The following is a 12,229-nucleotide window of genomic DNA, read 5'->3' as shown; positions in this document are numbered from 1 at the left end:
GTCGCCCCGCCGGTGCGCGGGCAGAGCACGGAGCGACCAGCATGATCCCCGTTCGCCTCGACCGCGTCGGCAAGAGCTACGGCTCGGCCGCCCCGGTCGTGCAAGACATCGACGTGACGATCTCCTCCGGTGAGTTCTTCACGCTCCTGGGCCCGTCCGGCTGCGGCAAGTCCACCACGCTGCGCATGATCGCCGGTTTCGTCACGCCCACCAGCGGCCGAATCCTCTTCGGCGACCGCGACATCACGGCCACCCCGCCGAACAAGCGCGGCACCGGCATGGTGTTCCAGAACTACGCGCTGTTCCCGCACTACGACGTCGCGCAGAACGTCGCCTACGGCCTGGTGACCCGCAAGGTCGCCAAGGCGGAGCGCGCCGAGCGGGTCGCCGCCGCGCTCGCCGCGGTGGGCCTCGACGGCTACGCGGACCGGCGCATCGACCAGCTCTCCGGCGGTCAGCAGCAGCGCGTCGCGCTGGCTCGCGCACTGGTCATCTCGCCCTCGGTGCTGCTGCTCGACGAGCCGCTGTCCAACTTGGACGCGAAGCTGCGCGAGGAGACCCGGGTCGAGATCCGGCGCGCGCAGCGGGAAGCCGGCATCACCAGCGTCTACGTCACGCACGACCAGGCCGAGGCGATGGCGATGAGCGACCGGATCGCCGTGCTGGAGTCCGGGAAGCTGCACCAGGTCGGCACTCCGCGCGAGGTCTACCACCAGCCCGCGACCGCCTTCGTCGCCAAGTTCATCGGCGGCAGCAACGTCCTGGACGCCGAGGTCGTGGAGGTCTCCGGCGACCGCGCCGTGGTGGAGCTGGCCGGATCCGGCGCGAAGCTCTCCACCGGCGGCGCCGAGCAGGCCCGTACCGGCGAGCGCGTCGCCGTGTCCGTCCGGCCCGAGCACTTCGAGCTGACCGAACCCGGCCAGGGCGGCTTCGACGCCGTCGTGCGCGCCGTGGAGTTCACCGGCGCCACCTGCCAGTTCGAGCTGCGGGCCGGGGATCTGGAGCTGTCGGTCGCGGTGCCGGACCGGCCCGGTCTGCCGCAGCTCGGCGACGACGTGGGCCTGCGCCCGGACGCCGAGCACGCCTGGCTGGTGCGGCCATGAGCGCCCCGGTGGTGCAGACCCGGCGCCGCAAGCTCCCGTCGCCCGACGGCGACCGGTTCGTCTACGTGCTGGCCGTGCCGGTCGTGCTGGTGCTGCTGTTCCTCGTCGTCATCCCGATGGCGACCACGGCTGTCACCTCCGCGGGTGGCAACGGCTTCGCGGCCAACTACGGCAGCCTGTTCGGCGGCAGCTCCGGGCAGGCCCTGCTGCTGTCGTTGGTGAGCTCGCTGCTGTCGGTCTTCTTCTGCGGTCTGCTCGGCACCCTGCTGGCAGTGCTGCTGCACCGCTTCGACTTCCCCGGCCGCCGCGCGCTCTCGGTGTTCGCGGTGCTGCCGATGGCGCTGCCGCCGCTGATCGGCGCGGTGTCGTTCGTGCTGCTCTACAGCGAAACCGGGATCCTGCCGCGCACCCTGAGCGCCCTGCTCGGCATCGACGCGGCCAGCACCTCGGTAGGCGGGCTGGCGGGCGTCGTCCTGGTGCACGCCTTCACCATGTACCCGTACTTCTACCTGTCGGTCTCGGCCGCGCTGGCCGGGATGGACGGATCGCTGGAGGAAGCCGCGACCAACCTCGGCGCCGGCCGGGTCCGGGTGTGGCGCACGGTGCTGCTGCCGATGCTGACCCCGGCGCTGGTCTCCGGTGCGCTGCTGACGTTCATGATGTCGATGGCGTCGTTCACCGCGCCGCAGCTGTACAACGTGCAGACGCTGACGATGGAGATCGTCTCCGCGCGCACCTCCGGCAACGCCGCGCTCGCCGCCGCCCAGTCGACCGCGCTGTCCGTGGTGTCGATCGTGTTCCTGCTGAGCATGCGCTGGTACCAGGGGCGTCGCGTGCACCGCAGCCTCTCCAAGGGCACCCCGAGCGCGCGGCGGGCACCTGCCTCGGCCGGGGCGAAGTTCGCCGCCGCGCTGGGCAGCCTGCTGCTCACGGTGGTCCTGCTGGCACCGGTGCTGGTGATCGTGCTGGTGTCGTTCTCGGTGGACGGCGCCTGGACGACGCAGGTGCTGCCGACCGAGTACACGCTGGACAACTACCTGGAGATCTTCTCCGAGCCGCAGAGCCTGCTGCCGATCTCGGTGAGCGTGCAGACCAGCTTGCTGGCCACCGCTTTCGCGATCGTCGTCGGTGCGGCGGCCGCGTGGGTCGTGGCCCGGTGGCGCAAACCGGGCCGGGGACTGCTGGACGTGGTCATCATGCTGCCGTGGGCGCTGCCCGGCACGGTCATCGGCGTGAACCTGGTGACGGCGTTCAACGAGCCCGGCGTGGGCAACCTCGGCCTGACGCTGGTCGGCACGCTGTGGATCCTGCCGGTCGCCTACTTCGTGCGGTTCGTGCCGCTGGTGTTCCGCTCGACCAGCGCCTCCCTGGACCAGCTCGACCCGGCGCTGGAGGAAGCCGCGCGCAACCTCGGCGCCGGTCCGCTGCGGGTCCTGCGAACCGTCACGCTGCCGCTGGTCATGCGGGGTGTTCTCGCCGGTGCGCTGCTGGCCTTCGTCGACGGCGTCGGCGAGTACGTCGCCTCCGTGGTGATCTACCCGCCGGGTCTGCCGCCGATGTCGGTGGAGATCTACAACCGGATCTACTCCTCGGAGTTCGGCACCGCGGCGGCCTACGGCGCACTGCAGATCGTGCTGATCCTGATCGTCCTGGCGGTGTCCAACCGCCTCGGCCAGGGGCCGCGCCAGAAGCGTTCCGCGGCCGCCCCGGCGGTCGTGCCCGCCGCGTGAGCCCATCGCAATCCACAGTGGAAAGAGCTCTTGACATGCAGTCTCCGGAAAACCTGTCCAACTACTGGCAGAACCACCTCCGGGTCGCCTTCGAGAAGTCCGCGCCGCAGCTGTACCGGCCGATGCTGACGGCCAGCCTCGCGCACGTGGTGATGCTCGCCGAGCAGGGCCTGCTGCCCGCCGAGCGCGCCCGGCAGCTGCTGGGCGGGCTGCGCGAGCTGCTCGCGGCCGAGGACGACCGGTTCGTCTTCGACGGCAGCGTCGAGGACGTCTACTACCTCGTCGAGCAGCGGCTCGCCGCGGCGGCCGGGATCGAGAAGTCCGAGCTGGACGTCCAGCTGGCCCGGTCCCGCAACGACCTCGACGCCGGGGTGTTCCGCATGGTGCTGCGGGACAACGTCCTCGACCAGGCGCGGCAGGCCTGCGCCGCCGCGGAGGCCGCCGCCGTGCAGGCCGACCGGTGCGCGGAGGTGCTGATCACCGGGTTCACCCACCGCCGCCCGGCGCAGCCGACCACGCTCGGACACGTGCTCGCCGGTTACGCCGAGGCGCTGCTGAGCCAGGCCGACGAGCTGTTGTCGGTCTACGACGAGCTCGACGTCAACCCGCTCGGCTCCTGCGCCTTCGCCGGGACCGACCTGCCGATCGAGCCGGCTCGGCTGGGCGAACTGCTCGGCTTCCGGGAGAACTTCACCTCCAGCTACGAGGCGGTGGCCGGGGCGGAGCACCTGATGCGCACCGCGGCCGTGCAGGCGCGGATCCTCGCCACCGGCGCGCGGATGGCCCGCACCATGCTGGACTGGATGACCTTCGGCTGGATCGCCACGCCGGACGCCTACTGCCAGGGTTCGAGCATCATGCCGCAGAAGAAGAACCCGGTGGTGCTGGAGCACATGTGCTCGATGGCCGGCGCGGCGGCGGCCGATCTGGCCGCGACGATGAACAACGTCGGCGCCGCCTGGTACGAGGACTCCAACAACGCCACCACCGACGTGCAGGAACACCTGTGGCGGGCGGGAGATCGCTCGGTGCGGTTCCTGACCATGATGGGCGGGCTGATCGAGGAGCTGCGCCCGCAGGACCCGCCGTCGCCGGAGCAGGTCGTGGCCACCGGCGCGACCACCACCGCCATCGCCGAAGCACTGGCAGGCGCCGGAATCCCCTGGCGCGGCGCGCATTCCGTGGTCGGATCGCTCGTCCGCCAGGCGCCACCCGCGGAGTGGACGAGCTCGGCGGTCACCGCTGCGATCGCGGAGGCCGGGCTCGGCGAGGTGGACGACTCGGTCGTCGAGGCCGCGCTCGCCGCAGGGCTCAAGCCGGAACTCGTGCTCGACCGCCCGCAGGTGGGCGGCCCGGGAGCGGCGGCCGTGCGGCGCACGGCGGAGCTGGCGCTGGGCCGGGCGCGCTCGCTGGCCGGTGAGTTCGCCGCTCGTCGCGCGGTTCTCAGCGAAGCCGCCGCCAAGCTGGACGCCGCGGTCGACGGTGTGCTGGCCGGGGGCCGCGGGTGAACCAGCCTGCTCCCGATGGCCGGATCACGGTCGTCGGCAACGTCAACCTCGACGTGCTGGTCGCCGGTGCGGCGGAGCTCCCGCCGCCCGGCACCGAGCAGATCGTGCCCTCGATCGTCCTGCGCCCCGGCGGCTCGGCAGCCAACACCGCCGTCGTGCTGGCGCAGCTCGGCAGGTCGACGGTGCTGGCCGGGCGCGTCGGCGACGACGGCACCGCCCGGCTGCTCGCAGAACAGCTCGACATCCCCGGACTGCGCCTCGACCTGGTCCGCGCCGACGCGCCCACCGGCGTGACCGTGGCGGCCGAGGCACCGGGCCGGGACCGGTCCTTCCTGTCGGCGCTCGGCGCGATGGCCGAGTTCGACGCGGAAGCCGTCCCGGCCGAATCGCTCTCCGCGAAGTTCGTGCTGCTGTCCGGGTACTTCCTGCTCCCGGCCCTGCGCGGCGACTCCGCGCGCGACCTGCTGGCGAAGGCGCGGCGGGCGGGAGCGCGCACTGCGCTGGACACCGGCTGGGACCCGGCGGGCTGGTCCGCAACCACCCGCGCCGAGGTGCTCGAACTGCTCCGCGAGGTCGACGTCTTCCTGCCCAACGAGGACGAACTGCGCGCCCTGCACGGAGTCGACTGCGCCGACGAGGAAGCCGCCCGCGGCATCGCCGACGAAACCGGCGCGATCGTCGTCGTCAAGCGCGGCGCTCTCGGAGCCCTCGTCGCGCAGCCGGGCCAGGAGCCGATCACGTGCCCGGCACCGGAAGTGCGGGTGCGCGACTCGACCGGTGCCGGAGACGCGTTCAACGCGGGCTTGCTGCACCGGCTCGCGGACGGCGTGCAGCTCGCCGACGCCACCGACTACGCGGTGCGGGTAGCCGCGACCGTGATCGTCCGCCCTTCGCACGACCGCGCCATCACCCCGGAAGACGTGATGACATGAGCCCGGTTCTGCTCAACGGCACATCAGGGGACCGTGGCGCAACTCGGCCACCGGGAACCGCGAAACGCGAGATCGGGGCGGACGCAACCACGACTGTGAAGCGCGGAGAGGCGGAACCGACATGAGCAGCGGTTTTCCAGTGATCGACTTCCACCTGCACTTCCGCATCGAGCACGATCCCGCCACCCGGGACCTGTCCGGTGGCCAGTTCAGCTGCGCCGACCACGACGAGCAGGCGCAGCGCCGCCGCGACGAGCTGGTGGCCGAGCAGTCGCGGCGCTGGCGCCGGGCCTGGGACTTCCCGGACCCGCAGCCCGACCCCGACCGGACGTGGCAGGACGAGGCCGACATGTGGCTGGCCGAGCTCGACGAGCACGGCATCGCCCACGCCGCGTTCGTCACCGGCTGCGGCGACGAACAGGTCGCCGAGCTCGTCCAACGCGCCCCGGACCGGTTCTCCGGGATGGCGAACCTGCGCGACCTCACCGCCCCCGGCGCCGCCGAGCAGCTGGCCAGGGCGATCGACGAGTACGGGCTTCGCGGGCTGAAGCTGTTCGCGCCGTTGCTGCCGCACCGCATCGACGACCCGGCCGCCGAGCCGGTGTGGCGGGTCGCCGCCGACCGCGGCATCCCGGTGCTGATCCACTTCGGGCACTGCGGGTCCAGCGGCGGCGTCGCGCACAACGACCACATCGAGCCCGCGTGGCTGGAACCGGTCGCCAAGCGGTTCCCCGGCATCCCGTTCGTGATCCCGCACTTCGGCGTCCAGCACGTGCAGCAGGTGCTGTTCCTGTGCTGGGCCTGCCCGAACGTCCTGGTGGACACCTCCGGGTCGAACCAGTGGGTGCGCTGGATGCCCTACAAGCTCACGCTCGAGGACCTGTTCCGGCGCTGCTACGAGACGATCGGACCCGAGCGCATCGTCTTCGGCAGCGATTCCTCCTGGTTCCCGCGCGGGTACTGCTACCGGTACCTGGCCGACCAGCTGCGGGTGTGCCACGAGATGGGCATGCCGGAATCGGATCTGCGCGCGATCTTCGGCGGCAACGCGGCGCGCCTGCTCGGGATCCCGGACTTCGCGAGGGGAAGAACATGACGACGACGGAAGCAGGACTCGGCACCTGGATGGCCGCGGAGATCGCCGAGCAGCCGCGGGTGCTGGCCGACCTGGTGAGCCGGGCCGGGGAGTTCCGGGCGGTCGCCGAGCAGCTGGTCCGCTCCCGGCCGAAGTTCGTGCTGTTCGCGGCCCGCGGCTCCAGCGACAACGCGGCGCTGTACGGCAAGTACCTGGTGGAGGTGCTGCTCGGACTGCCCGCCGGTCTGGTGTCGCCGTCGACGACCACGCTGTACGGCGCCGAACCGGACCTCACCGAGGTCGCGCTGATCGCGGTCAGCCAGAGCGGCGGTTCTCCGGACCTGGTGGAGGTGACCGAGCAGGCGGCCCGGCGCGGGGCGTTCACGGTCGCGGTGACGAACACGCCGGACTCGCCCCTCGGTGCCGTCGCACGGCACAGCCTGGACATCGGTGCGGGCAGGGAGCGGGCGGTCGCGGCGACCAAGACGTACTCGGCGACGCTGCTCGCGTTGAACCTGCTGATCACAGCGGTCCGCGGGGTGGTCCCGGACTCTCCCGACCGCATCGGTGAGCTCGCGCAGGCAAGCCTGGACGACAACGCGGAGCGGGGCGTTGAAGCGGCGCACCGGTTGCGCTTCGCGGACCGGGTGATCACCACGGCGCGCGGGTACTCGCTCGCCACGGCGCAGGAAGCCGCGCTGAAGCTCGCCGAGACCAGCTACCTGGTCACCCGCGCCTACAGCGGAGCGGACCTCCTGCACGGTCCGATCGCGGCGGTGGGGCCGGAGACGGCGGTGCTGGCGGTGGAGGGATCCGGGCCGGGCGGTGCGGCGATGGCGGAACCGCTGGCCGCGCTCGCCGCGAAGAACGCGGACGTCCTGCGGATCGGTCCCGGCGCGGATGCCGGACTGCGCGTCCCGGACGTGCCGGAGGAGCTGTCCCCGGTCCTGGAGGTGCTGCCGCTGCAACGGCTGGCGTGGGAGCTGGCGACCTCCCGCGGCTACGACCCGGACAGCCCAGCGGGCCTGCGCAAGGTCACCGAAACCCGCTGAAATCTCCCGTGCCGCGGGACCGCCGCACACAACGGTCTCGCGGCGCGGGTTCCACGCTCAGCGGTGGGCCGGGACGAGTTCCCGGGGCGCCGGTTCTGGGGTGGTGGCCTTCTCGCGGTCCCGGTGCACAGCCAGCAGGAGCAGGGCGACCACTGCCTGGATCCCCACGATGAGGGCTTGGGGGAGGAGTTCGGTCACTCCTACCAGGGACATCGTCGCGTTGGCGCCGAAGTGGACCGCCACTGCGCCGAGGACGCCTGCTCGGTCGTAGGCGTAGGCCGCCAGGAGGGCCATCGGGATCACGCTGAGCAGGTAGGTCAGGCCGCTGAAGGTGAGCAGGCCGAAGGCGTTCTGGACGGTTCCGGTGACGAAGAACAGCGGCAGGTGCCAGATCGACCAGATGATTCCGAGCACCAGTCCGGCGAAGAGGCGGCCCATCTTGCCGCGCAGGCGCGGGTGCAGGGTGCCTCGCCAGCCGAACTCCTCGCTCAGCGGGCCGACGACGAGCATGACCGCCACGAACGTCAGCGGGCCGCCGGACATCTGGACCAGGGTCAACGCCGAGTTCAGGCTCACCGGCGGGCCGCCCAGCTGCTGCGCGATCAGCGCGCCACCGACCACGGTTGCGGCCGCGACCACCAGCAGGACCGGCGTCCACAGCAGGCCTATCAGCGGCAATCGCACCGAGTGCGCTGGTGCGGGCTGGCGGCGGACGGTGCGGCGCAGGCGGATCACGATCGCGCCGAACATCGGGCCGAAGGCGCCGAGCAGGTAGGGGATGACGGTGGGCGGGCTCATCGCGGGCCCGCCTAGCAGGATCGCGACTCCCCAGGACGCCCAGGCGGTCGCGAAGGTGACGAACAGGAAGAGGACGATGCCGCTCTTCTGGCGGCTTTCGGTGGTCACAGCAGTTCCTCTCGAGTCGTTTCAGAGCCGGTCGGCGAGCCAGTCGGCCACCTGCGCCAGCAGTGCGGCGTCGACCGGGCGGCGCAGCTGGCCGGGGTAGGCGCGGGCGGAGGGGCGGCCGGAGCTCCGGCGCAGCAGGTGCGTCAGGTCGGGGATCCGGTGGACCTCCACCTCGCCGGGCACCAGCCGGTCGATCTCGGCCAGGTCGGCGGGATCGACCTGGTGGTCCTTGCCGCCGGTGATCGCCAGCACCGGGGCGCCGATCTCGGCCAGGGCCGGGCGCGTGTCGTGCGCGAGCATCTCCCGGAACCACCGGGCGTTCACCGGCAAGCCGTGGACGCGCGCCGCGTCGGCGGTGGTCGCCTTGATCCGGTTCAGGTGCCGGTTGCCGAGCCGCCGCAGCAGCGGCCGCACCGCTGCGGGGAAGTCGCGGGCGATCATCCGCCCCTGCCAGCGCAGGGCGTCCTCGCCGAGACGGGCGAACCCGGCCAGCAGGACCACCGCTCGGACCTGCGGATCCGAGCCGAGCGACATGGCGTGCAGCGCGCCTTCGCTGTGGCCGACGACGCCGACAGCCCGGATCTCGGGGCGCTCGGCCAGCGCTCGGAGCGCCGCCGCGGCGTCCCGGGTGTTGTCGGTGAACCCGGTCGTCCGCCAGTCGCCGGGAGTCGCGCCGACGCCGCGCCGGTCGTAGCGCAGCGAAGCGATCCCCTTCGCCGCGAGCGCGGCGGCCAACGGTGCTCCGAGCCCCAGTCGGAGCCTGCCGGCGTTGGAGTCGCGGTCCACCCGGCCCGAGCCGTGCAGCAGCAGGACTGCCGGGTGCGGGCCGGGGCCTGCGGGCAGCGTCAGCGTGCCCATCAGCGGCAGCCCGTCGTCCGCGGTGGCCGTCATGTCCAGGTCTCGCAAGTCTCACCCTCTCATTGTTCTCACTTTTGAGAACGTTATCAGGTATGAGATCATTGGTCCATGGCATCCGCGGACCTCCTCCTGCACCCAGTCCGGGCGCGCATCCTGCAGACGCTGTTCGGCTCGGATCCGCTGACCACCGCGCAGCTGCGCGAACGCCTCCCGGACATCGCGCCGGCGACGATGTACCGGCACGTCGCGGTGCTCGCGGAGGCGGGCGTGCTGGAGGTGGTCGAGGAGAAGCGGGTGCGCGGCACCGTGGAGCGCAGCTACCGGGTGCGCCAGGAACAGGCGGTGGTGGACCCGGACACCCGCGAGACGATGGGGATCGAAGACCACCGGCGCGCGTTCACCGCGTTCTCGGCGTCGCTCATGGCCGACTTCGAGCGCTACCTCGCCAGCGACGGCGCGAACCCCGCCGCCGACGGTGTCGCCTACCGGCAGGGCCCGGTGTGGTTGACGAAGGAGGAGTTCGCCGAGCTGATCGAGGAGCTGGACGCGGCGGTCGTCGCGCGAACGGGAAACGCCCCGACGCCCGACCGGGTCCGCCACGTGTTCAGCCTCATCGCGGTCCCGGACAACGCGGCGGAACCTCCCGGCGAGCGCTAGTTCCCAGCTGCACCGCGATGATCACCAGGGCGAACGCGCCGAGCGCGGCGGCCACGCGGATGTCGTGGAACGTGTCCCAAACCGCCAATCGCTCCTGGAAGTCGGGGGCGAGCCCGCCGGTCGCCCAGATCTTCATCTCCTGGTTGATCGGGACGTTGCCGAACCTGGTCACCAGGAACGCGGTCACCGCGAGCAGCGCGGCACCGATCGCCGACGTGCGGGCCCGGCCGCCCGCGACGATCGCGAGCGCGCCCGAAGTCGCGATGGACGCGGCCATCAGGGCTTGCATCACGATCCCGTTCATCTTCATCAGCTCGGTGCGGAACGTCAGGTGCACGTCCAGCGGGACCGCGCCGAAGGTGGGCGCCACGTTCGCCCAGCCGTAGAAGAACGCGCCGGTCAGGACGCCGGTGGCCAGCAGGGCGGCGCTGCCGGTCAGGACGAGTGTCGTGTTGCGAGGCATGGCCGGAGGTTCCTGGCTCGCGCTCGCAGAACGCACACAGGACCACCCTGGCGGCGGATGTGGAAAGATCGGTCCGTGAAGTCAACTCCCGCAACGCTTTTCGGTCGTCTGGGCGCTCTGCTCGGTGGTGCCGCGCTGCTCGTCGCCTGCACCGGGCCCGAACCGTCGCCGCTGCCGCCGGAGCCGGCTCCGACCAGCGAGGCCGCAGGTTGCCCGGAGAGCGGCGTGGAGATCACCGCGGGACCGGTGGACACCGCGATGTTCACGCGGGCGATGGGCATCGTGATGACCAACTGCGGCACCGGTGAGTACACCGTGAACGGCTTTCCGGTGGTCCGGGTGCTGGATGCCGATCGGCAGCCGTTGGACATCGCGGTCGGCAACGGGTCGATGCCCGTGAGCGCGCCGGACAGCTACGACGCGCCGCCCGAGCCGGTGACGCTGCGGCCGGGCGATCAGGTGACCGCGCGGGTTCTGTGGCGCAACGAGGTGACGAGCTCGACCGAGGCCGCTGTCAACGGCAAGTACCTGGAAATCGCTCCGGCCGAGGGTGAACCGGCGCAGGTCGTCGAGCCGGACGGCGGGGTCGATCTGGGCACCACCGGTCGGCTGGCGGTGAACGCCTGGGCCGTTCGCTGAGCCGCCCGCTCCGCTCGGGCGGCGGCTCTTCGCACTGGTCAGCGAGGCTGTTCGGGGGAATTGTGGTGCGCACCACGGGCTGTGCCCCGGGGTGGGGGTTCCGCGCGCGGTGATCGACCGCGACAATGCGCGGTCATGGCCAATGAGCGTGCAGAGCCTCCAGTCGGCCGGCCGGGCCCCGGACCGTCCGGGCCGCCGCCGGGACGTCCGCAGGACGGACCGCCGCAGGGGCAGGTGCCCCCGGGTCGCCCGCCGCAGGCACCGCCCGGGCAGGTGCCGCCCGGGCCGCCCCGGCCGGTGCCTCCGGAGGGGCAACCGCCGCAGGCCCAGGAGACCCGCCAGCTGGGACCGGCAGGCCCGCCGCCTCCCGGTGCTCCGCAGGGCCCGCCCGGCGTGCCGCAGGGTCCGCCGCCCGGTGCCGCTCAGCCTGGACCGCCGATGCCTCCGGGTGCCCGTCCGGGCATGCCACCTGGCCCGCCGCCTGGCGCAGGACCGCAGGGACCGCCACCCGGAGTCGCGCCGCAACCTCCGCCTCCCGGCGCTCCGCAGGGCCCGCTTCCCGGTGCTCCGCAGGGTCCGCCGCCCGGTGCCGCTCAACCTGGCCCGCCGCCCAATGCGCCACAGGGTCCGCCCGGCGCTCCGCAAGGTCCGCCGCCGAACCAGTACCCGGCGACCCGGGTCCAGCAGCGGTTGGACGGGCTCGATGAGCCCACCCCTTACCGCGAGACCGACGTCGACCGCCAGAGCAGCCGCGAGGACCCGTACGTCGAGGGCCGCCGCGACGAGGCGCGCATCCGCGACGCTTACGACGACGGCTACCGGGCCGCCTACTACGAGCACTACGACGACCGGCGCGACAGCCGCCGCGACGATCGCTACCAGGACGACTACGACGACCGGTACGAGGAGCCGCGCCGCGAACGCCGCCGGGAGCGGGCGCCGCGGGAAGACCGCTACGACGACCGCGGGTCCGGGTTCAGCGGGCCCAGCGCGGACACCATCGGCCGCCTGATCGGTGTGTTCACCGGGCTGATCGCGCTGATCTTCGTGCTGCACATCATCTTCGTGGTCACCGGGGCCAACCAGGAGAACAGCTTCGTCTCGTTCACCTACGGCACGGCGAAGGTCTTCGTCTTCGGCCTAGGCGACGTCTTCCAGCCTGGTGACGCGACGATCGGCGTGGTGCTCAACTACGGCCTGGCGGCGCTGATCTACCTGTTCGGCGGCCGGATCGTCGCGCGTGCGCTGAAGCGCTGAGCGCTCCGCGCCGTTTCCGCAGGCAGGTGACCGTGAGCGTTTTGGGGCG

The 12,229-nt window shown here is 72.2% G+C and carries 12 protein-coding genes; 9 read left to right on the top strand and 3 right to left on the bottom strand.

Annotated features, from left to right (window positions below; genetic code table 11):
- Positions 1-41: 41 nt before the first annotated feature.
- The 6 genes from C4T78_RS19055 (at position 42) to C4T78_RS19030 (ending at position 7,400) form a co-directional block, all read left to right on the top strand.
- Positions 42-1,103, top strand: coding sequence for an ABC transporter ATP-binding protein (locus tag C4T78_RS19055; protein WP_093349512.1), 1,062 nt, complete (start codon positions 42-44; stop codon positions 1,101-1,103).
- Positions 1,100-2,833, top strand: coding sequence for an ABC transporter permease (locus C4T78_RS19050; RefSeq protein WP_093349510.1), 1,734 nt, complete (start codon positions 1,100-1,102; stop codon positions 2,831-2,833). Before C4T78_RS19055 ends, C4T78_RS19050 begins: the two co-directional genes overlap by 4 nt.
- A 35-nt stretch (positions 2,834-2,868) precedes the next feature.
- Positions 2,869-4,341 carry a lyase family protein gene (locus C4T78_RS19045; protein ID WP_093349507.1) on the top strand — a complete coding sequence of 491 codons (1,473 nt, stop codon included), beginning with the start codon at positions 2,869-2,871 and terminating at the stop codon, positions 4,339-4,341.
- A complete protein-coding gene (locus C4T78_RS19040; RefSeq protein WP_093349505.1) occupies positions 4,338-5,273 on the top strand; it encodes a carbohydrate kinase family protein in 936 nt (311 codons plus the stop codon). Before C4T78_RS19045 ends, C4T78_RS19040 begins: the two co-directional genes overlap by 4 nt.
- A gap of 121 nt (positions 5,274-5,394) precedes the next feature.
- Positions 5,395-6,369 carry an amidohydrolase family protein gene (locus C4T78_RS19035; protein ID WP_093349502.1) on the top strand — a complete coding sequence of 325 codons (975 nt, stop codon included), beginning with the start codon at positions 5,395-5,397 and terminating at the stop codon, positions 6,367-6,369.
- A complete protein-coding gene (locus tag C4T78_RS19030) occupies positions 6,366-7,400 on the top strand; it encodes an SIS domain-containing protein (protein WP_093349499.1) in 1,035 nt (344 codons plus the stop codon). Before C4T78_RS19035 ends, C4T78_RS19030 begins: the two co-directional genes overlap by 4 nt.
- A 57-nt stretch (positions 7,401-7,457) precedes the next feature.
- Here the strand turns inward: C4T78_RS19030 and C4T78_RS19025 are convergent, their stop codons facing one another.
- Both C4T78_RS19025 and C4T78_RS19020 read right to left on the bottom strand, forming a co-directional pair.
- Positions 7,458-8,306 carry a CPBP family intramembrane glutamic endopeptidase gene (locus C4T78_RS19025; RefSeq protein ID WP_218161527.1) on the bottom strand — a complete coding sequence of 283 codons (849 nt, stop codon included), beginning with the start codon at positions 8,304-8,306 and terminating at the stop codon, positions 7,458-7,460.
- Positions 8,307-8,327: 21 nt separating this feature from the next.
- Complete coding sequence (locus tag C4T78_RS19020) at positions 8,328-9,212, bottom strand: alpha/beta hydrolase (RefSeq protein WP_093349497.1); 885 nt, start codon at positions 9,210-9,212, stop codon at positions 8,328-8,330.
- A gap of 60 nt (positions 9,213-9,272) precedes the next feature.
- Between C4T78_RS19020 and C4T78_RS19015 the strand changes: the two genes are divergently transcribed.
- Positions 9,273-9,821, top strand: coding sequence for a helix-turn-helix domain-containing protein (locus tag C4T78_RS19015; protein ID WP_093349494.1), 549 nt, complete (start codon positions 9,273-9,275; stop codon positions 9,819-9,821).
- Here the strand turns inward: C4T78_RS19015 and C4T78_RS19010 are convergent.
- Positions 9,775-10,284, bottom strand: coding sequence for an anthrone oxygenase family protein (locus C4T78_RS19010; protein WP_093349492.1), 510 nt, complete (start codon positions 10,282-10,284; stop codon positions 9,775-9,777). The genes C4T78_RS19015 and C4T78_RS19010 overlap by 47 nt on opposite strands.
- 75 nt (positions 10,285-10,359) lie before the next feature.
- Here C4T78_RS19010 and C4T78_RS19005 point away from each other — a divergent pair, with 75 nt between their 5' ends.
- Both C4T78_RS19005 and C4T78_RS37055 read left to right on the top strand, forming a co-directional pair.
- Positions 10,360-10,923: a DUF4232 domain-containing protein gene (locus C4T78_RS19005; protein WP_177247494.1), complete on the top strand. Its 564-nt coding sequence runs from the start codon at positions 10,360-10,362 to the stop codon at positions 10,921-10,923.
- A 690-nt stretch (positions 10,924-11,613) separates the two neighbouring features.
- Positions 11,614-12,180, top strand: a complete 567-nt coding sequence (locus C4T78_RS37055) for a hypothetical protein (RefSeq protein ID WP_093349486.1) — start codon at positions 11,614-11,616, stop codon at positions 12,178-12,180.
- Positions 12,181-12,229: the final 49 nt, after the last annotated feature.

It is taken from the genome of Saccharopolyspora kobensis (genome assembly GCF_900108315.1).
Taxonomy (GTDB): Bacteria; Actinomycetota; Actinomycetes; order Mycobacteriales; family Pseudonocardiaceae; genus Saccharopolyspora; species Saccharopolyspora kobensis.
This window is presented reverse-complemented; position numbering and strand designations above follow the sequence as displayed.